The sequence below is a fragment of the Pleionea litopenaei genome (assembly GCF_031198435.1).
Lineage (GTDB): Bacteria > Pseudomonadota > Gammaproteobacteria > Enterobacterales > Kangiellaceae > Pleionea > Pleionea litopenaei.
The window spans coordinates 1,279,169-1,305,155 of record NZ_CP133548.1 but is presented as its reverse complement, the minus strand read 5'-3'; the positions used below and the strand labels follow the sequence as shown (position 1 = coordinate 1,305,155).

The following is a 25,987-nucleotide window of genomic DNA, read 5'->3' as shown; positions in this document are numbered from 1 at the left end:
CCCAATGTAAATTAGACCCGAGTAACCTTTCGCCGTACACGGGTCTATGCATTTTATAAGGCTTTTAGTTGTTCAAGTTGCTGTTCAAGTTTATTTTTAGCCTGCTCTATTTCGTGCTTTTTAGCGCGCTCTTTTTCAACGACCGCAGCGGGTGCTTTATCAACAAAGCTGGCATTAGAAAGCTTTCCATCGATTCGCTGAATGTCTTTCTCAAGCTTGTCTAGCTCTTTACTTAAGCGAGTTTGTTCGGCAGTAACATCGATTAGACCAGCCATGGGGATCAAGAGTTCCATCTGGTCTACTAGCGAAGTAGAAGACATGGGTTTCTCATCGCCTTGGTTAAGCCAAACAATCGACTCTAGTTTTGCCAAGCTGCTCAAAACCGGTTTATTTTGTTCCAGTCTGCTCTGGTCTTGCTCACTGCCGTTGGCAATGAGCAAAGGAACCGATTTCGCCGGAGAAATGTTCATTTCGCCACGAATGTTTCGTACCCCAACAACCACTTGTTTTAACCAATGAATATCATCATTGGCCGATGGGTCAACCCGATCGTTTGAGTAAACAGGGAAGGGCTGCGTCATAATAGTTGCCGCTTCAATACCTGCCATAGGCGCAACTTTTTGCCAGATTTCTTCACTGATAAACGGCATGACAGGGTGAATTAAGCGGGTGACCTGTTCAAGTACATTGATCAATGTATGGCGAGTGCCTCGTTTTTGTGCGTCTGAGTATTCGTCACCCGTTAACACAGGTTTTGATAGTTCTAGGTACCACGAACAGTATTCATCCCAGATAAATTCATACACAGCGTTCGCCGCGAGATCGAATCGATATTTAGCGATTTGAGACTCAAAGGTAGCAATGGTGTCTTGTAATCGAGACCAGATCCAGCGATCAGCTAAACTTAAGTCTAGTTCTCCGCTGACTCCGCAATCTTGACCCTCAGTATTCATCAATACGTAGCGGGCAGCGTTCCAAATTTTATTGCAGAAATTACGGTAACCTTCGACGCGACCTAAATCAAAATTGATATCACGACTGGTCGAGGCGAGGGCACAGAAGGTAAACCGCAAAGCATCGGTACCATAAGCCTCAATTCCTTCACCGAACTGTTTACGAGTTCTTTTCGCAATTTTTTCAGCTTCTTTGGGGTTCATTAATCCAGTGGTTCGTTTTGCGACTAAACCATCAACGTCTATGCCATCAATAAGGTCAATCGGATCGAGTACGTTGCCTTTTGACTTCGACATTTTTTGACCTTGTTCATCGCGAATGAGTCCGGTGATATAGATTTCTTTAAAGGGAACTTTTCCGATGAACTTTTTCGTCATCATAATCATTCGGGCAACCCAAAAGAAAATAATGTCAAAGCCGGTAACCAAAACTGAAGAGGGAACAAAGGTTTTTAATTCATCGGTATTTTCGGGCCATCCAAGCGTTGCAAATGGCCAAAGCGCCGATGAAAACCAAGTATCGAGAACATCATCGTCTTGCGTTAACTCTATGCTCTTATCGAGTTGATGACGACTTCGTACGTCTTCCTCGTCACGACCAACATAAACGTTGCCGTTTTGATCGTACCAAGCTGGAATTCGGTGACCCCACCATAGCTGACGACTGATACACCAGTCTTGAATGTTATACATCCATTGGAAGTAGGTTTTGTTCCAGTTTTCAGGAACGAATTTAATCTCGCCACTTTCAACGGCTTCAATCGCAGGTTTGGCAAGTGACTCAACAGCAACGTACCATTGATCGGTTAGATAAGGCTCAACCACAGTATTACTGCGATCGCCGCGTGGAACTTGTAAAGTATGGTCTTTAATTTCTTCGAGTAGCCCGAGTGACTCAAAATCAGCGACGACCTTTTTACGTGCATCGAAGCGGTCGAGTCCGGCGTAGCCTTCAGGTAATGTAAGGTTGATGTCGGTTCGAATTTGTCCCTTAAAGTCGAAGGCTTCGGCGGCTTCTAAAATTGAAGCGTCGGCACTAAAGATATTAATTAACGGCGTGCTGTGACGCTTGCCGACTTCGTAATCGTTAAAGTCGTGAGCCGGTGTAATTTTAACGCACCCGGTACCAAATTCGCGATCAACATAGTCGTCGGCCACAATAGGTATTTCACGGTTAACCAAGGGCAGCATCACGGTTTTGCCAATCAGATCTTGGTAGCGCTCATCGTCTGGGTGAACGGCAACGGCCGTGTCGCCGAGCATGGTTTCAGGGCGTGTGGTCGCAACCACTAAATAGTCTTTACCATCATGGGTCGTCGCGCCATTGGCGAGCGGGTAACGAAAATGCCACAGAAAGCCTTTTTCTTCGACGTTTTCTACTTCTAAATCTGAAATCGCGGTATGAAACTTAGGGTCCCAATTCACCAAACGTTTACCGCGATAAATAATGCCTTCTTGATACAGTTGAATAAAGACTTCTTGAACGGCATTCGAACAGTTATCGTCCATCGTGAAGGCTTCTCGAGACCAATCGGTTGAGTTACCTAGGCGACGCATTTGCTGGGTAATGGTTCCGCCTGAATGTTCTTTCCATTCCCATACTTTTTCAACAAAGGCTTCTCGACCTAAGTCTTGTCGACTAATGCCATCGCGCTCTAAATTTCGCTCAACCACCATTTGGGTGGCAATACCCGCATGGTCAGTACCTACTTGCCAAAGTGTATTATCACCTTTCATTCGATGGTAACGGGTAAGCGTATCCATGATGGTATGCTGAAAGGCATGGCCCATATGCAAGCTACCAGTAACGTTCGGTGGTGGGATCAAAATGCAATAGGGATCGCCTGTACCAGAAGGGGCAAAGTAATTCTTTTGCTCCCACTCAGAGTACCACTTTTGTTCGATATCAGCTGGGTTATATGCCTTGTCCATAATGCCTGTCTTTTATTCAAATGAGGTTATAGGTTTGGGGCGGTTATTCTAAGGGCTCAAGCCATTACTCGCCAGTGTTTGCCGCCATATTTACGAAAAAAGCCGTGATTTTAAAGCCGGCCAATCTATTCAAGCCTGTCGAACGGAGAGAAGGCGTTACGATTCGACTTTGTAGTGCTGAAGAGGGTAACCGCGGTCGCGATAGAATTTGAAGCGCTCGCGCGCTTTTTCTTTCCGTTCTTCGTCGCCGCAGACAAATTCAATTAACCGTTCAAATTGACCGTGAAAATGGGGAACTTCAGAGGTCAAGTTAATCAGTATGTCTGGACGTAAAGAGGGGAGTTCGCCATAGCCGATTTCTATAGGTGCGTTAATGCCCGGAGCATCGCCGTGCAGTGTGTGCGGCAGAAAACTGCTCGGATCTTGAGTCCAAAGAATTTCATCCATCGCCTCGGCATCGCGTTTAGATTCGGTGTGAATAAATACTTTGCGATTGCTTTGAAACGCTTTTTGAATTAACGCTACGGAGTGACGAAAAGCCGCGCGCGGCCTTTCGTCTTCCATAATATAAAACTCTACTTGAGTCATAAGCTTGGTGATTACTCTTTGTTAGCTCGGGCATTGGCTCGGTCGATGATGTATTGAGTAAGCATTGAGACTGGGCGACCGGTTGCGCCTTTGTCTTTGCCGCCTCGCCACGCCGTACCCGCGATGTCTAAATGCGCCCATTGGTACTTCTTAGTGAAACGCGATAAGAAGCAAGCGGCCGTTATGGTGCCCGCTGGACGACCACCAATGTTGGCCATGTCGGCGAAATTGGTATTCAGTTGCTCTTGGTATTCATCCCAAAGCGGTAAGCGCCATGCGCGATCGTCGGCTGTTTCACCAGCGTTAAGGAGATCGTGGGCGAGAGGGTTGTGATTGCTTAACAAGCCCGTTGCATGAGCCCCTAAAGCAATGACGCACGCGCCAGTGAGGGTCGCAACGTCGATCACCACGTCAGGGTTAAACTTTTCAACGTACGAGAGCGTGTCACACAAGACCAATCGTCCTTCTGCATCGGTATTCAAAATCTCAATGGTTTGACCGCTCATGGAGGTCACGACATCGCCTGGTCGACACGCGTGGCCGCCCGGCATGTTCTCTGCGGCGGCAATGGCCATCACCACGTTAACCGGCAGCTGTAATTTCACGACGGCGAGAAACGCACCGATGACACCGGCAGCTCCGCCCATATCGTATTTCATTTCATCCATCGCCTCTGATGGCTTAATTGAAATACCACCACTGTCAAAAGTTAACCCTTTGCCAACCAGAGTGATCGGGTTTTGGTCATCGCTAGCTCCTTGGTAGTGTAGGGTAATCAATTTTGCCGGTTCTGCTGAACCTTGAGCAACCGCCATAAAAGCGCCCATGCCCAACTCGAGCATGTCGCTCTCTTCAAGCACTTCACAGGTGACTTTATCGTGTTCGTCAGCAATCGCTTGAGCTTGTTCGGCAAGGTACGTTGGATGGCAAATATTAGGTGGCATATTGGCTAAATCTTTCGCCAATTTTACCCCTTCTGCGACCGCCAAGCCTTCTGCAATAGCTTGCTCACCAATGGTTAGGTCTCGGCGCGTGGTGACATTGAACACTAATTTTCGTAGCGGACGACGCGCAGTGTCAGTCTTAGATTTTAATTGATCGAAGGTGTACAGAGCGTTTTGAGTCGTTTCAACGGCGTGTTTGACTTTCCAATGGGTATCGCGCCCGCGAACGTTTAATTCGCTTAAGAAGCACACGGCCTCCATCGATCCGGTATCGTTGAGCGTGGCAATCGCTTTAGTAATGATCTTTTTGTACTGTGACTCGCCAAAATCACGTTCTTTACCACAGCCAATTAACAGCACACGATCACACAGTGTATTGGGTACATTATGAAGTAACAGCACTTGACCGGGTTTGCCTTCGAGATCACCGCGACGAAGAATGTTACTGATGTAACCGTCACTGACTTGATCGAGTTGCTCGCCAACTGGGCTTAGTTTTCGTGGTTCGAAAACACCGATGACAATGCAGGCACTGCGTTGTTTCTCCGGACTCCCGCTTTTAACGTGAAATTCCATAATGACTCCTGACTAATGGGTTGGTTCATCTCAAACTTGAGTTAATGGTTTTTTACGTTTGAGACTGATTATCGTCGAGCGTTCGTGGTATATTGGCCGCGATTCTCGATTAGAAACCTGTAAAAACGACGAGTTTAAACCAGATGAGCGAAAAAATCATCAAAAGTATAAGTTTTGGGGGGCCTCTGTGCGCCTAAAACGCTATTTACAGAAAGAGGTTATTTCCTCCGCACTGGCTATTTTGGTGGTTTTGATGTTGATTTTTTTAAGTCAACAAATGGTGCGCTATCTGGGCGAGGTGGTGGATGGCAAAATTGGGCCTGACCTGTTGTTCTGGATGGTCGGCTTACAAATGCCACCTTTGCTTGGCTTCTTACTGCCCCTTGCGTTGTTTCTCGGAGTGTTGTTGGCTTTCGGCCAGCTCTATGTCGATCACGAATTGACCGTGATGAAAAGTGTCGGTGTTGGTGACCGGCAGTTGGTCAAATTATTACTGCCTTTGGCGATAGGCTTATCTATTATAGCGGCGTTATTTACCCTAGTGGTTACGCCGTGGTCGGCACAAAAGCAGCAGTCGCTTCTGAGCGAACAGGATAAACAATCAGAACTGTCTTTGTTAACTCCAGGCAAATTTCAAATGACCAGTGATGGCAGTGCTGTATTGTACGCGTCTGCGTCCGATAAGGGCGTTCTATCGCAATTGCTATATGCTCAGCTGCCCACTGATGAGCAACCTTATTGGCAAATCTTATCGACGCAAAATGCTTTTATCGATACGGAACTTGAGCAGCCCATTTTGTCACTTCGTGACGGTGAGATGTATCGCTTCTCTGAATCATCGGCTGACTGGCAAGTCACGGCCTTTGGCGACTATCAAATGGCTATGTCGCCTTCCCTCGCGCGCGAGCGCAAGGTTAAATTGCGTTCGGTTTCAACCATCGACTTATTATCGGACCTCAATGCCGAGACTTGGGCCGAACTTCATTGGCGCTTGAGTGTTCCTATCAGTGTTACATTATTGCTTCTGATGTCAGTACCGCTTGCGCGAGTAGAGCCTCGCCAGGGTAAGTACGCCAAGATGTTTCCGGCTCTTTTGGTCTACATGAGCTACACGGTTTTGCTGTTGCTGGTGAAAGGTTTAATTGAAGACCGAAAGTTGCCCGGCGCAGTAGGCATGTGGCCAATACATGCGGCTTATTTTGGATATGCTCTGTGGCTTTATCGACACAGCCATCGCCGAGTAGGGAAATCAAAAGTGAGGGCGTCGTCGTGAAGTTAACCATTCTTGACCGCTACATCGGTCGCCAAGTGTTGCTCAGCGTGCTGTTTACTTTGTTGGTTTTAGTTGGGCTAAGAACTCTGTTCACATTGCTCGACGAAGCGTCAAAAATTGGCGAAGGGCATTATCAGTTTGTTGATGCGCTTTACTATGCACTACTTCTTGTGCCATCGCGAATTTATGAGTTTTTTCCCATGGGCGTGTTGATCGGTGGGCTTTCAGCGTTAGGAACACTGGCGCAACAAAATGAACTGACGGTTATGCGTGCCGCAGGCATTAAGACATTACGAATTGTTGGCAGTGCTGTCAAAGCAACCGTTTTGTTGATGATAGTTGTTTTTGTTTCTGGGGAGTGGTTGGCACCACAAACCAGTCAATTAGCAACGAGTAAACGAGCGGCTGCGCTCAGCGATAATCAGTTGCAACAATCACAACGCGGCGTATGGGCGCGAAGCGGCAGTGACTTTATTAATATTGGCAGTATTTTACGCAGCGATGAATTACGCAAACTTACTATCTTGCGCTTTAATGAACAGGCTCAATTAGTGCAGCAGATTTCTGCCGATAAAGCCCATTTCTCGGACGGTCGTTGGGTGTTAGAGAATGTATCGATAGCGACACCGAGCGACGAACGTGTTGAGTTTGAGCGAACAACAACCTTGAGTTGGCAAGGAGAGCTAAGCCCGCAACACATTCAAGTGCTGCAAATTGAACCTGAAATGCTGAACCTGCAGGGATTAAAAGAATACCAAGCCTATTTAGACAATAACCTTCTTGATAGTCGGCGTTATCAACTCGAGTATTGGAAAAAAATCACCCAACCCTTCGCGCTCATCGTGATGATCGTATTAGCGAGCTCATTTGTTTTCGGGCCGATGCGCTCGGTCAGCATGGGCGCACGACTTATGTCAGGCATTGTGGTCGGTTTCGGGTTTCATATTGTTAACAACTTCTTTGGCCCGATCAGTTTGGTTTATCAGCTACCGCCGTTGTTTGGCGCATTAATTCCGGCGGTGCTATTTGCGGGGCTGGCTTTTTGGCTATTGCGACGTGCTAGCTGATTATCATTCATACCCGAACCCTTGATAGTGTTTTAAATGAGAGGCTTTTGCTGCTCTTTCGTCGGGGCTGTTTTCGGCAATTGAACCACAAAAGCGTTGACTGCAATGTCGTGCCAGCCGCGATACTCATCATCAATAAGCGACCAGAAATTAGCCAGGCCTCCGCAGGATAGAAAAGCTCGGATGAGAGAATCAGTCAGAGACAGGTTATCTCCGTTTGCCTTAACGAGCTTAATTCGCCAGGTACGCATGCCGACCGTTTGACCACCTTTTATCCAGCAGTAGAGATAATAGCTGGTGACCCCTAAAATTAGATAGGCAATCCAAAGCGGGTGGTCTCGAACCAGATCTGAAACCTCTGCCGCTGGCATATCGATGAATACTAGGTTGGCGACCCCTAAGCCGATGGCAAAGGTTAGTACAAATACGCCTGCCGCTGGTAGCCAATCGTAAACCCAAGCGAATAGTCGCTTCCACGGTGAAGCAGGTTTTACGGTTATGGTTGAGGTCTCAGCGTGTTGACTCATAGCAGTATACTTTTCAGTAATTAATTCTGGTGCGAAGAGTAGCAAAATACTTAAAATGAATCTATGTCGTGGTACAATGCGCTTTTGCAAATAGTCACGATAGTCGTGACTACTCGATATTAAGAGAAAGGACAATGCAGCATAAAAGGAAAGTGAGTGTTATCGGGTTAGGCTATGTTGGATTACCTGTAGCGGTAGCCTTCGGCCATCAACAGCCAGTCATTGGTTTCGATATTGACCCCCAACGAATTGCCGAGCTTCAAGAGGGTATCGATAAAACTCTTGAAGTCGAACCGACAGAATTGAAACAAACTTCGATTGTGTTTACCGATTCTGTTGATGTTTTGCGTCAAGCAGATTTTCATATTGTAGCCGTTCCAACACCGATTAATGAAGCGCGTAAACCAGACTTGCGTCCAATGCTTTCGGCCTCGAAAACCGTTGGACGAGCGTTGAAAAAAGGCGACATTGTAGTCTTTGAGTCGACGGTGTATCCGGGCGCTACCGAAGAAGATTGCGTGCCCATTTTAGAAGCCGAGTCAGGATTACGCTGCGGCGTTGATTTTACCGTGGGTTATTCACCCGAACGAATCAACCCGGGTGATAAAGAGCATACCTTCACCAAAATCACTAAAATTGTATCCGGGCAAGATGCGGCAACGTTAGACATTGTTGCTGCTGTTTATGAGAGCGTGGTGACTGCCGGTGTTTACAAAGCAAGCTCAATAAAAGTTGCTGAAGCGGCTAAAGTCATCGAAAACACGCAACGTGATTTGAATATTGCTTTGATGAATGAGCTCTCGTTGATTTTCCAAAAAATGAATATTGATACACTCGATGTACTCGAGGCAGCCGGAACTAAATGGAATTTCTTACCTTTTCGTCCGGGCCTAGTGGGTGGTCACTGTATCGGTGTCGATCCCTATTATTTAACTCACAAGGCTGAGTTAATTGGACATCACCCTGAAGTAATTTTGGCGGGTCGTAAGATCAATGATGATATGGGCAAGGTGATCGTACAAAATGCGGTTAAAAAATTAATAAGGGCCGGTAAAGATGTCTCTAAAGCTAAGGTCGCAGTGTTAGGTTTGACCTTCAAAGAAAACTGTCCGGATTTAAGAAACTCGAAAGTTATAGACATCATCGATGAGTTACGCTCGTTCGGAGTTGAGCCGATCGTTCATGATCCAATGGCATCAAAAACGGAAGCGCTACATGAATACCAAGTTGAACTTGCAGATTGTGCTGAATTAGTAAATATCGACCTCATGATTGTTGCCGTTGCTCACCGAGAGTACTGTGGTTGGGAACTAAAAGACTTTTCTGATAGGCTTAGTTCAGGAGCTCATGTGTTTGATGTGAAAGGTATTTTAGATCGTGAAGCTTTTGCTCAATCAGAGTTTCACTTATCGCGAATTTAATACGGTACAAGAAAGTTGAGACAGAATTATGAGTAGAAAAGTTTTAGTAACCGGTGCCGCTGGCTTTATCGGTTCACACGTTAGTCATTATTTGTTGGATCGTGGCGACACCGTTGTTGGCATCGATAATTTAAATGACTACTACGATGTTAATCTGAAGTTAGCGCGGCTGGATCGTCTGAAAGCGAGAGAAGGCTTTTCTTTTCAAAAGATGGATGTGTCGCATAAAGAGCCCATGGCAGAGTTATTTGCCGCTGAAAAGTTTGATGATGTGGTCCATTTAGCGGCTCAAGCTGGAGTTCGTTACTCAATTGAAAACCCTCATGTTTACATGGAAGCAAACATAGTTGGGCACCTCAATATATTAGAGGGCTGTCGTCACAATAACGTGAATCATTTAGTGTATGCGTCTTCAAGTTCGGTCTATGGCGCCAACACTCTGCAACCATTCTCTGAACATCACAATGTTGACCATCCTGTTTCATTGTATGCGGCGAGCAAAAAAGCCAATGAATTAATGTCTCATACCTACTCCAACCTTTATGGTATGAAAACAACCGGGCTACGATTCTTTACCGTATACGGTCCTTGGGGACGTCCGGATATGGCCTTGTTTTTGTTTACCAAAGGCATATTAGAAGGAACCAGTATCGATATTTACAACAATGGCGATATGATTCGAGATTTCACCTACATCGACGACATCGTTGAAGGCATTGTTCGTGTATTAGATCATCCGCCCGAGGGCAACCCCGAGTGGACCGGTGACGATCCAGATCCAGCGACCAGTTTCTGCAAATATCGAGTATTTAATATCGGTAACAACAATCCGGTGAAGCTTATGGATTTTGTGAACGCGATTGAAAAAGCGGTTGGAAAGCCTGCTGTTAAAAACTTAATGCCGATTCAACCCGGTGATGTTCCGAGTACCTGTGCCGACGTTTCTGAGCTAGAAAAAGCCGTCGGATTTAAGCCGAATACGTCGGTGGAGCAGGGCATCGAGAATTTCGTAGCCTGGTATCGAGAGTACTTTAACGCCTAATCGCTAGGGGATTAAGCGCGGTGGTCGTAGAAAACTGGCTAAGTTTTCTACGATTGCGAAATTGTTGCCGCTTGCAGCCATAAGAGTGTTGCATTCGTCAGTCGATTGATTATAATTGCCCGCTCGTGAGTAATCGCGAGCTTCAGCCAAGCGCAAGCGCTACCAAGTGGCTGTAGTAAATGCAAAATGCCAGAGTGGTGGAATTGGTAGACACAGGGGATTCAAAATCCCCCGCCTTTGCGGGTGTGACGGTTCGAGTCCGTCCTCTGGTACCATATTTAAAAAGCCGACTTAACCGTCGGCTTTTTTGTTCTTATTCCTCGGAACTCAAACTCGTCACGCGGTGTGCCGGCCGAAATGTCGGACCATCGAGCACATCCTCTGGTACCATATTTAAAAAGCCGACTTAACCGTCGGCTTTTTTGTTCTTATTCCTCGGAACTCAAACTCGTCACGCGGTGTGCCGGCCGAAATGTCGGACCATCGAGCACATCCTCTGGTACCATATTTAAAAAGTCGACTTAACCGTCGGCTTTTTTGTGTTTATTCCACGGAACTCAAATTCGTCACACGGTGTGCCGGCCGAAATGTCGGACCATCGAGCACATCCTCTGGTGCCAAATCTTCTGAAGTCCGTATAATATCGGATTTTCTATTTCAGCCCTCAGAAATAGCTTCATTTGGGGCACAAACACCTTTTCAAACGCGGTAACTTATATTACTTCGACAGCTGGAACTTCAACTTTGTGTACTCAGAAAGAAAAATAGATAACTTAACTTTTAAATGATTCGTTATCTGTCGAATAGGAGCGTTATCTTGAGATATTACAAAGATTGGATGAGCACTATTCCATCTTTTATGGTTAGGTAGTTCAGTAGTGCCAGCCAGAAATGAAAGTTTTAACAGGTGCTTTGAAACTTTACCCTAGCACGAAAAGCTTTGATATATTGATGGACAGCTATGGAATACATCTGATAGTTCTTGTCGGTGTCTTAGTAGTTTGTAGTGTTTTGTGGCTTAATGGGAAACAGTTGAAGTAGCTAGCTTTCTTTAACAGATTTGCTCTAATATTTGGAATTATTTCAGAGGCTAGCTTTATTCCGTGGTTTAGAAGTCAGGGAATAAATTGTCGAGTTTAATCGAGGCAATAGGGTGTCTAATCACAAACTCTTCGGATTTCAAGGGAAAACAGAATCTTATGATATCACAAAGAGAATTCTCTAGTGAAAATAAGTACTGGGAAATGTTATGAGGAATATATTTGTGAAGATCGTGATGTAGCATGTTATGCAATTCTGGTTTTAATTTTCGAGGGATCTTAGGTTGTATCAAAAGCGTTTTTGAAAGTAGAGCTAAACATTCTAGCCAGTTAATAAAGTCCGCTGTATTGATTTCTTGTTTTAATTTAAGTTTTTTATGATAATTATTATAGTCGTCAATCACCGTATTAAATAAATCTGCAATATAATTTAAAATTGGAGCATGACCTTCGGTAGCTTGTGACGTAAATTCGACATTTTGAGTGTTGTTATCAGGAAAGATACTTCTGTATAGAATTGTCTTGTTTGTAAACTCAATATCATAGTCTTTTTCTAGGCTTGTTAGAGTGTTATAAAATTCCTCTTTATGGTCGATGAAATTCTAAATATGTTTTGATTTATCGAAATGTCTATTTGATGAGAGGTCTGATTGCTTTTATTTAACAGTGCTAAAAATCCGACAATAATTAATGTCGCAGATAGATTCTCAATAGGAAAGCTAAATATGTTTTTGAAATAAGAAAAGCACTCCGAATTGAAGCAAAAGGCTAGGTCTTGATTAGAAAGTATCAATATTGAAACCATCGCAGCAATTGCTAGGCCACCCCAGAAGAATACATTGAAAAGCAAAGTTTTATGAAGTTTTTTGGTTTCATTGTTGCTTCTTATTTTATTGACGTTTAATTTTTGATAAAAATCCATATTAATATCTTCTCCGATGACTCTCATATTTCACAGATATAAGAATCATATCACCTTCAAGTTAAAATACATCCGAAGAGTCTTAGGTTCATATTTTAGAATGATAGCGGAAATATTTTTAAAAGAAAACGAGTAAATGATGCTTGCTTTTGATTTATAGATCAAAAAAAGTGTTTAGTAATATTACTAATTTTTTTGATATATAAATTTGAATAACTTGGTTTAAGTCGTCTAATAGATAGACTTTGACTGTAACTAATACTTCAAAGTGTGGAGATAAGTCCCTGCTTGGCAATACCAGTCTCGACGGTGTCGATAATGAGGTTGATTATCGAGATGTTAGCGTAGCCAGTGCGGCTGTTTACAATCCCGAAGGTATCGTGAATGTTATCTCTGCGGGTACTATCTTGGGTGATATTATTCAGCAAGAGCCTGCAACTGAGCCAGTCAATGCCAATAAATGTAGTGCAACTTCTTATGGCGGTTCTAACCTTATCCTCACAAATGATGATCGAACAGCAGAGGCTGACAATCAAGGTTTATCGACCAGCAATATTATTATTGAATCGTTGAGCCCGAAAAGTACTGGAAAATGGTACATTGAAGTTTTGTTTGAAGCGGACACTTCGCATACATTAGGAATGGGGATCAGAGTACAAGGTGTTGGATCTTCCTCAGGTAATTTACAACATCGTCCAAATGGATTTATTTCAAGTAATGGCTCTGGTGTTGGACTATTTCCATCAGCTTCTTATACAACAGGAGATGTGATTGGCTATGCTATCGACTTTGATGCAGATGAGATTTGGATTTCGATTAACGGAGTCTGGTCGCAAGGGAATCCTATTACTGGATCAAATCCGATAGCTAGCTCGTCAGCGAGTGTCGCGGTCATTTATGTTAGCCTTAATTCTGTTCCTGCTAACGATAGAGTTCCTCTTGCAAGTTTTAATGAAGCTATTTACCCGACTCCAGGAGGCTTTGGCTTTTGGGCGATTACGAATTAGTTATGATTTTACTTTAGTTTTCTTTGGTGAAGTCGATATAGAAATATCAAAGATAGATAATCTTTAAAGGTGTCCTTTGACATTTTTATGCAGAGATTTTGTTCTAAGGCTCTGAAAATAAACGACTTTAATATGAAAAAAGATAAAAAAATGTTTTAAATAACCATATTTTCGCTTATTTAGGGTTTTTTTATGACATTCATCACAATATCTAGTAAATATGGTGAAACTGAAAGATTTATATACAATTCAAGTTGTTAATTAAAGTGCCCAACGTATATACTATGTATATACAAAATTAAGGAAGAGGGAAATGCTTGGCTTTAAAGGTTAGTAATAAAGTCGAGAGAAAACTTTCGACAAAACATAAAGTTAGCATTCAAGAAGTTCATGATTGCTTCGCTAATAGAGAGAGAGGGTTCCTCGAAGATATTAGAGAGGAGCACAAAACTATTCCTCCTTCTCAGTGGTTTATTGCCGATACGGATTATGGTAGAAAACTTAAAATTGTTTTTGTAGCGGTAGGCAGAGATATTCATATCAAGTCTGCGTACGAAGCTAACGCTAAAGAAATAGAAATATATAATAAATTTGCTTAAAGCATATAAAATACACAAATAATTTGTGTGGTGAAGGTGGAGATTGACACCTATTCACAACAGGAGAAAACCAGATGAATGAAGTAGACATCTACAACAACGTTGAGCAGTGGGATAATGGAGAGCTGGGTAGAAGTGAAGAGCATGTACGAGTCTCAAATACAGACCCTAAAGAAATAGATGCAGCTCTTGAGCTTCAAATGATCTCGATTAGAATGCAAAAAACTCTGTTAGATGACTTAAAACTAATCGCGAAAATGAATGATATCGGTTATCAACCTTTAATGAAGCAGGTACTTCGTCGTTTCGCGACATGTGAACTGAAAAAAATGGCGCGAGAGTTTGCGGCTTTAGAGCAGGGTGATGAAACAGAGGCTTATGATGCAAATGACGAGCAGCAAGCAATGTGTGGATAGTATCTCACTATGAGGGAAGCGATTGTGCTTTCCTCTGCTTCGTCTCAAAACTAATTAACCTAAAAAAGGGCTTCAATTGAAGCCCTTTTTTTATGTTAATTAATATAGTTTACTTAATCAGCAGAACGTATGAACATAGCATTTTCTATTCTTTCGAATGCATTTTGATATGGCTTTGCATCTAAAATTTGATGATCACTTTGGTCTTGTGCTCCATAAGCAGAGGAGCTACGAGTGCGAGTCACAAAGGTCAATCTAACTCTGACAATTCCTCCAATTTCTTCAATAAATGCGTTCGCAACTGTTTGTGTGTTTTCGGTTGCTCCGGTCATAAAAGTAAGAAAGCCATTATTTTTAGTCGCACTCATTGATTTAATGAGTCCTGTTTCAATGTCCGCATTTTCTATCGTATATCCAAGATCTTGGAAGACTGAAATCACACTAGGGAAAACTATTTTTTTCGTCGATTCATACTCTCTTGTTTGAAGTGACTGAATTTCTAAAGGAGTAAGAGAAGAAGTCATTCCCGTAGTTTTACAAGCTGATGTTAAGCTGACCATTAAAGCAATTACGCAAATATTTATAATGATTTTCATATTAATTCCATTTTAAAAGTTAGAGGTTCTGCTACGAAAGTCGGTTACTTTGTCTTCAGCATCGAATTTAATAATCAAAGTCATCATTCTTGATGATGATTCAAAACCGGCTGCTTTACTGGAACCATTTACAAAAATAATAGTCCATCCAGTTGAACTCGAACTTGACTGAGAAACTTGAGCAGCTCTTTGATATGTCCATACCTCTCTTCCTGCAGAGTCCCTAGTCGTGATGTTTGGAGCTCCAAATTTTTCGAGGACGTCCGCTTTTGTTGTTTTTCCAACAGAAAGATTCATCTGGACATTTCCCTGAGTTAATTCAGAATTTCGAGTCGTTACAGGTGTGTTATTAGTTGCAACACATCCTGCCAAAATGGAGAAGGTGAATAGTAAAGCTAATGTAGATACTAATTTCTTCAATGTAACTCTCCTTATTATTAGTTTGCTTTTTGTACATAGCCCCATCTCCTAGCACTATAGTGTTGCGATGGTTCTTCGTCAACTCATAGCAATTAGTATAAAAATAATAGAATGGGCAATCCTAGTTTTTGCTTACTCTACATATTCCTGGTGAGGACTATAGCAGATTTAATTGATACAAAAATGCTACAGAGTTAATCTAATATATTGAAATTTAGGGGATATGTAATACCGTCCTCTGGTACCATATTTAAAAAGCCGACTTAACCGTCGGCTTTTTTGTGTTTATTCCACGGAACTCAAATTCGTCACACGGTGTGCCGGCCGAGATGTCGGACCATCGAGTTCATCCTCTGGTACCATATTTAAAAAGCCGACTTAACCGTCGGCTTTTTTGTGTTTATTCCACGGAACTCAAGCTCGTCACACGGTGTGGAGGGCGGAATGTTAATAAAACTAAAACAGATAAATAAATCCGACACTGACTTCAGCTTCAAAATTGCTGCGAGCAATAGGGCTATTCTCAATTTCACTACTAAAGCGTTCGTAGAATGCCTCGCCAAAGATTTGCCAATTGTTGTTGAGGTAATAACGATAAGTGTAGTCGAGGGCAAAAGAGCGTAGCCCGCCACTTAATTGTGTCTCATCTAATCCTGAGGCAATGGATTGCGCCGCGGTAATGCCAAAGCCGTTGTTTGCGTATTCGCTGTCATGAAACACAACGACAAAAGAGAGGTCTGAGCCCGTTCCGTCATTTTGCACTCCGAAACGGTGCCCAATGCCGAAGAGTCCAAGGTTGCCATTGTCACCAGTAACAATTCGGCTAATAAGCCAGTTGCGCCAGTTGTCATCCAAAGCTCGACGGGCTTGCAGTACTATCTCGGTACCTTCTTCTTGATCTCCGAGCCCGTTCAGGTAACCGTCGTCGGAATCACCTTCTTCTCGACCTTCGTCAAAAGCGATGGCCGCTTCTAATAGCCATGTGTCAGAGCGAAGACCCCGCCAGCCGAGGGCTTCACCTGCCCAGTAGAAAGTATCATTTCCGTTTCGCCATTGGACAGCACCAGCGGGCTGGACTTCGAAGCCGAACTCATCTGACCCCTCGTAGGCCGATTCATATTCAATGCCGAAACCCAATCCAAAACTCCAGCCATCGTTACCTTTACTAAAATCATCGACCGATGGCAAAGGCACGACAACGGTCTTTTCATTCTGCGCCAGAGCTGTTTGGTGGAAGAGCCAGTTGAATAAAATTAGCAAAACTATCGAGGTAAACTTTCTCATACGAATCTCTCAGGCAAGTCAATGGGCGGTCGAGTTGATGCAAATTAAATACGTCAATTTGGTTTCAATAGAGCACTTATCTAGAAGTTTTGAAGGCTCTTGGCAAACAGATACATTGCCTGGAATTTAGTGCTGTAAATCTGGGACAGCCATTATTTTCATATTATTAATAATATTGCTTGCTTTCAAACATTGTTGCAGCGTATGCGGAGCTAAAAAGTGAGGCTATTCTGCAAGATCAAAGGCGTCTAATAAAGCCTTTCCTAACGCTTGAGCACTCGGTGAGAGTAATGAAAAAGCTTTCTCAGTGAGCTCTTCGAAACCTAGTCGAGCACTAACGTTTCTAGCAGGAACAAATGTAATTTGCGCTCCATTTTCTTCTATAGATACGCATAACGCATTTTTTGAGAGAGAAGCCCAAGTTTTAACGCCAGCCGCTTTCAAAACACTTGTTGCATTCATTTCATTTGGGGGCGGAGTCCTAATATTCGTTCTCGAGTACGGAAGCATATACTTAGCAATATGGCCAATAACTTCAGGAGCCTCATCTATAGTTGTCACAATAACAGGGTTGCAAGCGACCCAAAAGCCAGCTTCTGTTGAAGAAGACGTGTGAATTACAAGCTGTTCTGCTCTTAGGTAGGCAGTTAAGGCTCTCATGCAATGTATTCCTTAATGTCAATTTTTCGATTTAGACCTTATATTGTTCCATTTAGAGCTTATAAGTTCACCTGTGACCCTATCAATGTCGTTGAAGGTTATCAATGATTCATATTGGTTAATAAACTCGGTTTTTTAGCGGACTTACTCATTCTAACCATATTCTAATAGCTGTACTAACTAGTGAGTGACAATGAGGAGAGAGCCAAGTAATATTAGCAATATCTCATATTATTTAGCTCGAACGTCACTAGGACAAGACCTTGGGTATTACCGTTTTAGTCATTTTTGTCATCTGCGGGATCTATATTCAAAACCGCGGTAAAGTTAAACACGAAAGCCTTCTGTTTAAGGTGAGAGATCATTCTAATATTCTCGGTCCGATAAACTGTCTGTTTTATCTTTTTTCTTCGGTTAAAAATACTCCTTTTTTAAATACTCAAGATTTCGCACAGCTAAAAGTGCTCGAAGATCATTGGGAGCTGATACGCGACGAGGCGTTACAATTAACCAGTGAGTCGAGAATTAAAGCATCGGATGATTTAGATGACATAGGCTTTAACTCCTTTTTTAAGACCGGCTGGAAGCGCTTTTATATAAAATGGTACGGCTCTGATTTAAAATCTGCTAAGCAGCTATGCCCAAAAACAGTAGAGCTACTTTCAACCATTCCAACCGTCAAGGGCGCTATGTTTGCGATGCTGCCACCGGGCGCTTGCTTGGTTCGACATCGTGATCCCTACGCGGGTTCACTTCGTTATCACTTGGGCCTCTCAACGCCGAATTCAGAAGATTGTTATATCAAAGTTGATGGTGAAAAATATTTTTGGAAAGATGGTGAGGCCGTCATGTTTGACGAAACCTATCTTCATCATGCCGAGAATAACACCGATCAAAATAGAATCATTCTATTTCTCGACGTGAAGAGACCAGTAAGCTTTTTCTTGATTGATTGGCTCAATACGTTTATGTCTTACACGCTATTAGCCTCGACTGCTTCAAAGAATATGAAAGGCGATAAAGTAGGCCTGTTAAATAAACTTTTTGGCGGAATATACAAAGTTCGGTTGCTTGGAAAGAAGTTAAAGGCGTTTAATGTACCCTTATATTATGTGGTTCAATACAGCTTGTACTTGTTACTTATTTACTGGATATTCTTAAGTTAAAACTACTGTTTAATGCGTATATTAATGGTCCTAGTCAAAGGTGACATGAAAAAAGCGAGCAAAAATTAACGCTCGCTTTTATTCCAACTTTATACTTAATATCAATATGCTCTTAGCATTAACATCTCTTAGTATCAATATTACTTAGTATTATTCGAGCTCAATAAACTCTTTATCATCGCCGGGAATCTTAGGGAAGCGTCCATTTTTCCAGTCTTCTTTCGCTTGTTCTATGCGCTCTTTGCTAAATGAAACGAAGTTCCAAAAGACATAAGGTGTTTTATCAAAGCGATCACCTCCAAGCATAATAAAGCGACCGCATTCGACTTGCTCTAGGCTGTCCTTTTCATTGAGTAATACGAAGTCTCCTGGGCCGAAGATCTGAGTGTCGATTTTAAGCTTGCCACTCACAATAAAAAGAGCGGTTTCTTGCGAAGCGTTGGGTTGCTGTATTACGCTGCCTTCACCGGCAACAATATCGAGATAAAACATCGGGGTGTAGGTCTTAACTGGCGAACTTACACCGTAGGCTTCGCCGACGATCAGCCGCATCATAATATTTTCGTGAATAATGGTGGGTAAGTTGTGCTTTTTAACATGCACGAAAGAGGGCACTAACTCGGCTAATGATTCAGGTAAAGCGATCCAGCATTGCAGGCCACTGATTGAGTGCGGATTAGCGCGAACTTCAAAGGTTTCTCGCTCAGAGTGAACAATACCTTTACCTGCCGTCATCCAGTTGACATCACCGGGATGTATTTCAAGGTTATTACCCAGAGAATCACGGTGTAAAATACTGCCTTCGAATAAATAGGTCAGCGTCGATAACCCAATATGCGGGTGTGGCCTGACATTAATGCCTTGGCCAGCGAGAAATTCGCCGGGTCCCATTTGGTCAAAGAAAATAAATGGGCCCACCATGCGTTGGTCTTTTTGAGGTAAGAGCCTTTTGACGATAAGCCCGCCAATATCGTGTTCTTTTGCCTTGAGTTGGGTCGCCATGTAACACTCCTTATGCTGAGCATTGCTACGCCAGTGTGGTCAGTATATGCTGAGGATAAGAAAGTTATACCTTTAAAGCGGACAGAATAATAGTTTATTGGAGCAATAACGATGAATATAAGAGCTTCAACTCTTGCTGATGCGGCTGAATTAGCCACTTTAGCCGAAAGAACCTTTCGAGCAACGTTTGCGAGTACCAATACGCCAGAAGATATGGACGTCCACTGTCGTACTAACTATGGCGAGAAGATTCAGAGGCAAGAGATTTCTGATCCGAGTCGCATTACTTTGGTGGTGGAAAGTCAAAACCAATTAATCGGTTATGCACAACTGAGAGAAAGTACTTCGCCAGCCTGCATTGTGGCAACTCAGCCGGGAGAGATTCATCGATTATATATCGATCAAAACTTCCATGGAAAGGGTATCGCTCAAACACTGATGCAAGAATGTTTGAATCACCTAGCTGAGCAAGGCTGTGATCTTGTTTGGTTGGGTGTCTGGGAAGAAAATCCGCGCGCCATTAAGTTCTACCAAAAATTCGATTTTGAGGCCGTCGGTAAACATACCTTCGTTCTCGGAAGCGATCGACAAACCGATATTGTGATGAGGCGCTTTTTAACGACGCCTCGGTAACGATATCTAGAAATATACCTGAGTACTTCCGTTAAAGGTTTCACCCAATACTTCGGTTGTAAAATCATACCGAAGCAATGATAAAACTATCGAGTCAGGCATCTTCACGTTCGTGTTAGTCTCCGTAGACAGGGTTGATGCTATTTTTATATCACTGGTGGGTTGTTGATTGTGTTTCTCGATGAGTTGATTTAATCGGTTTTCACAGTCTTCAAAACTTTCGAATGAGTTGCCTGACCAGAACTCGCTTTTACTGAGATGTTTAGATTTAAAGCTCAATTTAAATTGCTCTAACTGATTGAGGTCGCGACGACAACTCAGTGCAAAATCACTGGCTGCCGTTAAATAAGTCGGTACCTGTACAATTTTCGGTAGCTCGATAATCGGACACTTTCCTTCGCTGATTAATCTATTGGTCTCGGTGATTTTTGCTTGCCAAGAAATTGGTTGACCGAAGAGTGAGATTTTATGTTCAACATAGACTGCTTGTTCACAATAATTTGGATTTATTTTCTCGGTCGCTCGGAAAACGTTTTGTTGAGCCGAAACGGTCAATGTGCCTGTCGGTGCTTTTGCCCACAACTGAGCAATGATCCGACAGTCACCGTTAAGCGGTTGAGCAAGAGCTTCGTCATTACGGAATGAGAACCGACGATCAGAACCGTAAAATGGTAGGGTTTGATTCGCTTGTGGAGTAATAAAATTAAAGAAGTCTTTTTTCAACGTGATGCCATGCATTTCTTTTGGACCGTGAACGCCCTTATTTGAGCGAGCAAAACAGGCAATTTGGTTGAGGTCAATCACCGCTTGGTAGTCTTTTTTGCCGAGCTCCTGAACGGCTAAAAACGGCGCTTCGTTTGATGTTTCGTGAGTGGGGAGCTTATTATCGCTACCGTCTGCGCTCACAATGAATGATGCAACCGCACTAACGACCAAACAGGCCGCTGGAAATAGGGTTTTTACGAGCATATTGGTCATTCCTTAATTTTTTTACAGTATAACCCGCTAATCTGAATCGTAACTGAATTAATGCGCAATCTGATGATTTACCTCTTCGATTAATATAAAATTGCGCCACTGCGTTTCCATTGAGGCTGACTTTTGCCTATTTGTGCTTATTGCGTGCTTAAGTAAGAGTGTCGGTCGCTAAGAGCGTCAGTCCGTAAATGGTGAAATCTCCACCACGCTAATATTTGCTGAAATATTGTTTACTACTTGACCTAAGGATATTTATGAAATTGGTATTTAAATCGTTCACTTTAATGGCATTTTTTCTGCTATCGAATCACGTTTTGTCGGAATCAACTGAGGGCAAAGTGAGTGTTTTACGAGCAACATCCGATAGCACTCAGCATCCTGTTGAAAATCGAAATGTGTTGCTTCTCAAATTAGATACGCCTTTCCACGAGAATTGCCCTTGGGTGATGATTAAAAGCAACAATGACTACTTTGTATCGACAATATTGTCTGCGCAATCTCAGAATAAAACGGTTAAAATTTGGTACGATGAAGTTAATAAAATTGCCGGTGTTTGTGAAGCCTACACGGTTGAAATGAAGTAAATTGAAAGCCGTCGAAAACTTGATTAAGGCGGCCCTAGACTTAACGATATCAGCGCTAAGTCTAGACACTCTAGTGCGACATACATAGGCACGAAAAGCTACAGCTGAAAGCTATTACCGTCTTTACCAATAAAAATATTAATCACCCCGTCAGTGGGTTGGTTATCAAACACAAAACTCGCATCAGGATCACGCCAGCTTTGGTTGGCCAGAGACTTAGCTAAATTGTTTGCTACGCTAAAGGAATCTATGTCGTTGGCATAAATCGCAACTTTGCAAATTGTCTCTTTGCAAGACACACCCTTTAGCGGCATGTTCGCGAGAGCTTCATTAGTTTGAAATAGTTCATTTAGATTTTGCTCATAAGAAGACGCCCACTGAAAATCAATACTCTGATTGTCAAACTGCTCGCCAATAGACTGGGTTGGGTCGTAATTGGCGTCTTCCATTTTTTTCTGCGCAAACTGCTCCATAAAATCACTGTTTTCGTTCGTTGTGCTGTGACTTTCTTCACTGGATTCATTCTCTACTTCTAGGCTTGCTTGAATGTCTGATGCAACATCAGACGGCTTCACCTGTACATCAGAGCTTGTGACTGTCTGAACGGCGTCGGTTGTTAAACGATTAATCTGAGATGCCAGGGTGGCATAGTGCTCATTCAGTGATGTTAAGCGATTAGAAAGCCGAGCATTATTCTCACTCAATATTTCTATTTCTTGAGCCATTGTGGACATTTTTTGAGAATGCTCGTCGCTAAGGCTTAAATAAATATTCGTACCAACCGAAATAATCAATGCTCCAGAAAGCAAAAGTGTTTTAGTCATTTATACTGACTCCTTTGAGCGATTCTTTATGGTTACTCAACCGTATGGTTCACTGGTTCAGTTGACTTGGCTTGAGCGCTAATATTATAAACTATGACATAGAAGTCATCACTTAGGTTCTTGAGTTGCTCAAGTCTTTTGTCGCATTCAGTACAACCCGGGCTTCTGTACTCAATCGCTATAATGACTTGTTTGTCTTTAAGGCTACGACTGACTTCTTGCATTGCTTGGTTAGTCAATCCGAGTAACGCTAAGACAGAATCTATACTGCTGCTGTTCTGATTCTTTAAGCTTTTAACGTCTGCTTTAAGTTGTAAAGGTGCTCCTTCAGGCGTATCAACAATGTAGAGTTCTTTGCCTCGATTGGTGAGTACAACAGGCGTTATTGGATCATCGCTGATTTCTTGAGCAATCAGCGCGAGTTTACTGATTGGCGCCTGCCAAGTTTTTATTTCTGCCGCGAAAGTCATGGCATTCACTAGGCTAAGACTTATGATTAAACTGATTCGAATAATGAACGTCATTGAAATATTCCTTTTCTTAGTGGGGAAGGCATAAGCTGCCTTCCCTTCTTATTTTATTGTGATGCTTCTTTTCGAGCAACTGGTCGGCAACTGCCTGTATTTAAGTCGCAAGAAACACAAAAGTTATTAATGCAGTGGGTACAGTGAGTTCGAGTGCATACACTAGAAGTGGTATCTGCAACGGCTACACTGCCGCCCAAGGTAAAAAAGAAAGCGGACGCTGATGTAAATAATAATTTTTTTAAGTTTTTCATTTGTATATCTCCTTTATTAATAATAGAAACTAAACTCAAAGGTAGGCATTGACGTTTAGTTAGTTGGCTGTTGATAAACTGTCCTTAAACCTTAGGAGCAAAATAACAACGGCGTTTTTTACACATTGCCTGATATGAGAGGGCGCTATGTAAAACCTATTTTAAGTTGCTCAAGTCATTGGTCCTTCAAGACTTAAGTACTCAAAAATCGTTAGTTAATGTTCAGAAGCAGTTCACCGCGCGCGAAATAAGAAAGTCGCTACGCATAATGAGGGCGAGTGTTTAGTTGATTTATTACACGTTAATAAATTCTAGAGATTGTAAAATCACCTGTGCATGTCTTTTATTTATAAGTTTGCTATAAGTACGTCTGCTAGAAAGGTCATTCGAAATATTTTGGAGACCAATTATTTAAATATCATCAATTCCTTATGTCAAAGCTAACCACACTCAGAGATAAAGCTGTCCATACTTTAGAGTGTTGTGGATAAGCTTCACCTAATATATTGCTTTTCAATGATCTTTACAATAGTGGAGTCAACAGGATTTAATTTGAAAATTTCGATTAGAGATTTTTCGCTGGTGAGAGTTAGCCAACTGGTTGAAGAATTTAAAGTCGTTCAATTGAAAAGTTCAGATTAATCAAAATGGCAGCATTGCTGCTGCCACTGTCGCTGTGTCATGTTCAGTCGTACTGCTTGTAATTAAGTCGGCACGATTAGAATGAAAGTGACCATTGGTTAAGTTGTCCGCTGTCACCATTGTAATGGTCAATAACTCTTAACGTCCAAATGCCCTGACTGCTTGAGTTATAAGTAACGGAGTAAGTGGCGTTGATATTTTGCGCGCCATCTTGGCCGTTGTTACTTTTGAGCGTAAAGATTTCTCCACCCGGTGAGGTTAGTTGCAAGCTGATATCGCCACGATAAGTGTGATCGATATCAACTGCAACCGTCACCTGACCACTCGCTTGGTTGAGCTGAACGTCTAAATCGGTGTACAAGATCACTCGATCAGGAAGCGGGTAGACATTGGTATCTTGGTAAACCAATGGAGGGGTTGTTGGTGGCGTGCTGCCGGTAAATTGTTGTTGTGAATTTACATTACCGAAAGAAGCGAAGGAGGGCGATTGCCAAGTAAAGTCTTGGTAACTCTGACCACTTCCAGTCAATTGCAATGAGTAACCAGTTGGCGTACTGCTGGTTTCACTAACCGGTAATTGCACTGACGTTTCACCGTTCGCTGGTCCGTCGGTTGCAACAAAGCTACCTTCATAACTTAAAAATTGAATCACCTGTCCTGAGTTATTAACGAGTGCAATGCCATCAGGGCTACCGTTTTGCAGTCCGCTAGCAAGAAAACTTAAGGTTCCATAGCCATTGCTTTGATTAGGAATGCTTCCACCTAGATTAATGGTCTTGTATTGCTTTCCACCATTACCGTTGTAGGCAACCAATGCCCATCCTGATAAATTGGTTCCTGCCGTTCCTGCAACTTCAATCGCTTCGTTACTATCGCTACCCGAATTGTCATAGTGAATCTCATTAATCCAGATACTTTGTATTGGTGACGGTGGTTCAGATCCTCCACCTAGATGATCACATTGGTTGTTGAAAACACAGGTGGCAAATTCCGGGTGATCAACAAAGGGATTTCGATTGCCTTGAAAACTATAAATCACATCGTTACGTTGACGCTCTTGGTCGTCAACCGGATCTTGTTGATGCCATTGCAGCAATATACTCTTCAAACCCATGTAGGCCACGCTTAAGTTGCTGCCAGTGGATGATGAGGCAATTAAAGATAAGTCATCCGTCAGTCGCAAATCAGGTTCACTATGGCCAGTTTGACCATGAGTCCCTCCATCATATCGAACCGCCATATACATCAACGCCCGTGCTACATCTCCGCGTCGACCTGACCAAGCTTGCCATTTTCCTTGAGTGAAATCGCCTGACGTTAAGTTTTGTTCGCTTGGGCTCCCGCCACTTCCATTATTCGCCTGCGTTGGCCATGCTTCGCAACTGCTCGCACAATTTGCAAAAGGCTTGTTAGCTCGCGCTGAATTGTAATCAATGTTTGAAATAAATAAATGGTGTGTGTCGGTGTAGGGATAATTGCCAGGATGATCATCCGGAAAGCCGTAAGACTTGGGCCAGCTGTGTTCACGGTTGTAGTAAGAGTTGCCACCACCTTGCTTGGCGTATGAGGCATTCTCGTAAATAGCAATCACACGACTCGAGTTACTAGGGTCTTGATCCGCTTGTTCTAGGATATCCCAAGTGTCGGTAACACTAGATGAGTAAGGGTACCGTTGATGATCGTCAATAATGGCGTGCAACGAATCATGTAAGCTCTGGCCAGAGGAAACATTAATGTTATCGTAGTAACCACTGGGTGGTGCCGCGTAAGTCAATGTAGTAGAGAGAGAAGTGATTAGATAAACTGGAATTAGTATGAATATTTTTTTAAAGGTAAAGCCGTTCATAGTCAATCATCCTTTGTTGGTAATAAGGAACGGAGTTAGTAATGGATCTTGGTTCGATGGTTATCTTTTATTGGGATAACTTGGTCCTGCATTTTATTATTAAAAAATTTTTGCTTCGTTAAATTAGGCGCCAGACATGACGTCGCGATGACATATTTATGAATGCTATATTTTTCAATAAACCTGATTTTTATATCGAATTAAGATTTTGGAAAAAAGATGTAGCGCAATATTTAATCAAGCAACAGCGCTTTCTGGTTATTTTGT

Annotated in this window: 24 protein-coding genes and 1 tRNA gene; 11 read left to right on the top strand and 14 right to left on the bottom strand. The window is 42.7% G+C overall.

Annotated elements, in window-relative coordinates; genetic code table 11:
• Positions 1–53: 53 nt before the first annotated feature.
• The 3 genes from Q9312_RS05810 to pepA form a co-directional block, all read right to left on the bottom strand.
• On the bottom strand, positions 54–2,885 hold the full coding sequence (locus tag Q9312_RS05810) for a valine--tRNA ligase (protein WP_309203642.1): 2,832 nt from the start codon (positions 2,883–2,885) through the stop codon (positions 54–56).
• A gap of 156 nt (positions 2,886–3,041) precedes the next feature.
• The gene (locus Q9312_RS05805; protein WP_309203641.1) at positions 3,042–3,473 is read right to left on the bottom strand and encodes a DNA polymerase III subunit chi; all 432 of its coding nucleotides are present in this window, start codon (positions 3,471–3,473) and stop codon (positions 3,042–3,044) included.
• 11 nt (positions 3,474–3,484) lie between these two features.
• Complete coding sequence (gene pepA, locus Q9312_RS05800; protein ID WP_309203640.1) at positions 3,485–4,993, bottom strand: leucyl aminopeptidase; 1,509 nt, start codon at positions 4,991–4,993, stop codon at positions 3,485–3,487.
• A 58-nt stretch (positions 4,994–5,051) separates the two neighbouring features.
• Here pepA and lptF point away from each other — a divergent pair, with 58 nt between their 5' ends.
• Both lptF and lptG read left to right on the top strand, forming a co-directional pair.
• A complete protein-coding gene (gene lptF / locus Q9312_RS05795; protein ID WP_309203639.1) occupies positions 5,052–6,266 on the top strand; it encodes an LPS export ABC transporter permease LptF in 1,215 nt (404 codons plus the stop codon).
• Complete coding sequence (lptG, locus tag Q9312_RS05790; RefSeq protein WP_309203638.1) at positions 6,263–7,333, top strand: LPS export ABC transporter permease LptG; 1,071 nt, start codon at positions 6,263–6,265, stop codon at positions 7,331–7,333. Before lptF ends, lptG begins: the two co-directional genes overlap by 4 nt.
• A 32-nt stretch (positions 7,334–7,365) precedes the next feature.
• Here lptG and Q9312_RS05785 read toward each other — a convergent pair whose 3' ends face one another.
• Positions 7,366–7,860: an RDD family protein gene (locus Q9312_RS05785; RefSeq protein ID WP_309203637.1), complete on the bottom strand. Its 495-nt coding sequence runs from the start codon at positions 7,858–7,860 to the stop codon at positions 7,366–7,368.
• Between the two features lie 134 nt (positions 7,861–7,994).
• Between Q9312_RS05785 and Q9312_RS05780 the strand changes: the two genes are divergently transcribed.
• From Q9312_RS05780 to Q9312_RS05755, 6 genes are all read left to right on the top strand, one after another.
• Positions 7,995–9,281, top strand: coding sequence for a nucleotide sugar dehydrogenase (locus Q9312_RS05780; RefSeq protein ID WP_309203636.1), 1,287 nt, complete (start codon positions 7,995–7,997; stop codon positions 9,279–9,281).
• 28 nt (positions 9,282–9,309) lie between these two features.
• On the top strand, positions 9,310–10,323 hold the full coding sequence (locus Q9312_RS05775; RefSeq protein ID WP_309203635.1) for an NAD-dependent epimerase: 1,014 nt from the start codon (positions 9,310–9,312) through the stop codon (positions 10,321–10,323).
• Between the two features lie 188 nt (positions 10,324–10,511).
• Positions 10,512–10,598: transfer RNA gene (locus Q9312_RS05770), tRNA-Leu, on the top strand.
• Positions 10,599–12,530: 1,932 nt separating this feature from the next.
• Complete coding sequence (locus Q9312_RS05765) at positions 12,531–13,292, top strand: SPRY domain-containing protein (protein ID WP_309203634.1); 762 nt, start codon at positions 12,531–12,533, stop codon at positions 13,290–13,292.
• 317 nt (positions 13,293–13,609) lie between these two features.
• Positions 13,610–13,891: a BrnT family toxin gene (locus Q9312_RS05760; RefSeq protein WP_309203633.1), complete on the top strand. Its 282-nt coding sequence runs from the start codon at positions 13,610–13,612 to the stop codon at positions 13,889–13,891.
• Positions 13,892–13,965: 74 nt separating this feature from the next.
• Entirely contained in the window at positions 13,966–14,307 is a 342-nt protein-coding gene (locus tag Q9312_RS05755; protein ID WP_309203632.1) for a hypothetical protein, read from the top strand.
• A gap of 113 nt (positions 14,308–14,420) precedes the next feature.
• Here the strand turns inward: Q9312_RS05755 and Q9312_RS05750 are convergent, their stop codons facing one another.
• From Q9312_RS05750 to Q9312_RS05735, 4 genes are all read right to left on the bottom strand, one after another.
• Positions 14,421–14,903, bottom strand: coding sequence for a hypothetical protein (locus tag Q9312_RS05750; RefSeq protein WP_309203631.1), 483 nt, complete (start codon positions 14,901–14,903; stop codon positions 14,421–14,423).
• A 12-nt stretch (positions 14,904–14,915) separates the two neighbouring features.
• Positions 14,916–15,323 (bottom strand): hypothetical protein, encoded by a 408-nt coding sequence (locus Q9312_RS05745; protein ID WP_309203630.1) that lies wholly within the window; start codon positions 15,321–15,323, stop codon positions 14,916–14,918.
• Between the two features lie 456 nt (positions 15,324–15,779).
• Positions 15,780–16,607, bottom strand: a complete 828-nt coding sequence (locus Q9312_RS05740; RefSeq protein WP_309203629.1) for a MipA/OmpV family protein — start codon at positions 16,605–16,607, stop codon at positions 15,780–15,782.
• Between the two features lie 225 nt (positions 16,608–16,832).
• Positions 16,833–17,267 carry a contact-dependent growth inhibition system immunity protein gene (locus Q9312_RS05735; protein ID WP_309203628.1) on the bottom strand — a complete coding sequence of 145 codons (435 nt, stop codon included), beginning with the start codon at positions 17,265–17,267 and terminating at the stop codon, positions 16,833–16,835.
• 263 nt (positions 17,268–17,530) lie between these two features.
• Here Q9312_RS05735 and Q9312_RS05730 point away from each other — a divergent pair, with 263 nt between their 5' ends.
• Positions 17,531–18,433, top strand: coding sequence for an aspartyl/asparaginyl beta-hydroxylase domain-containing protein (locus Q9312_RS05730; RefSeq protein ID WP_309203627.1), 903 nt, complete (start codon positions 17,531–17,533; stop codon positions 18,431–18,433).
• A gap of 150 nt (positions 18,434–18,583) precedes the next feature.
• Here the strand turns inward: Q9312_RS05730 and Q9312_RS05725 are convergent, their stop codons facing one another.
• The gene (locus Q9312_RS05725; protein WP_309203626.1) at positions 18,584–19,435 is read right to left on the bottom strand and encodes a pirin family protein; all 852 of its coding nucleotides are present in this window, start codon (positions 19,433–19,435) and stop codon (positions 18,584–18,586) included.
• Positions 19,436–19,546: 111 nt separating this feature from the next.
• Between Q9312_RS05725 and Q9312_RS05720 the strand changes: the two genes are divergently transcribed.
• Positions 19,547–20,068 (top strand): GNAT family N-acetyltransferase, encoded by a 522-nt coding sequence (locus Q9312_RS05720; RefSeq protein ID WP_309203625.1) that lies wholly within the window; start codon positions 19,547–19,549, stop codon positions 20,066–20,068.
• Between the two features lie 6 nt (positions 20,069–20,074).
• Here the strand turns inward: Q9312_RS05720 and Q9312_RS05715 are convergent, their stop codons facing one another.
• The gene (locus Q9312_RS05715) at positions 20,075–21,037 is read right to left on the bottom strand and encodes a hypothetical protein (RefSeq protein WP_309203624.1); all 963 of its coding nucleotides are present in this window, start codon (positions 21,035–21,037) and stop codon (positions 20,075–20,077) included.
• Between the two features lie 263 nt (positions 21,038–21,300).
• Between Q9312_RS05715 and Q9312_RS05710 the strand changes: the two genes are divergently transcribed.
• Positions 21,301–21,630, top strand: a complete 330-nt coding sequence (locus Q9312_RS05710; protein WP_309203623.1) for a hypothetical protein — start codon at positions 21,301–21,303, stop codon at positions 21,628–21,630.
• A gap of 98 nt (positions 21,631–21,728) precedes the next feature.
• On the opposite strand, the gene Q9312_RS05705 is transcribed toward Q9312_RS05710, so the two are convergent.
• The 4 genes from Q9312_RS05705 to Q9312_RS05690 form a co-directional block, all read right to left on the bottom strand.
• Positions 21,729–22,454 (bottom strand): hypothetical protein, encoded by a 726-nt coding sequence (locus tag Q9312_RS05705; RefSeq protein ID WP_309203622.1) that lies wholly within the window; start codon positions 22,452–22,454, stop codon positions 21,729–21,731.
• A gap of 32 nt (positions 22,455–22,486) precedes the next feature.
• Complete coding sequence (locus Q9312_RS05700; RefSeq protein ID WP_309203621.1) at positions 22,487–22,978, bottom strand: hypothetical protein; 492 nt, start codon at positions 22,976–22,978, stop codon at positions 22,487–22,489.
• Positions 22,979–23,031: 53 nt separating this feature from the next.
• A complete protein-coding gene (locus Q9312_RS05695; protein ID WP_309203620.1) occupies positions 23,032–23,232 on the bottom strand; it encodes a hypothetical protein in 201 nt (66 codons plus the stop codon).
• Between the two features lie 718 nt (positions 23,233–23,950).
• Positions 23,951–25,720: an endonuclease gene (locus tag Q9312_RS05690; RefSeq protein ID WP_309203619.1), complete on the bottom strand. Its 1,770-nt coding sequence runs from the start codon at positions 25,718–25,720 to the stop codon at positions 23,951–23,953.
• Positions 25,721–25,987: the final 267 nt, after the last annotated feature.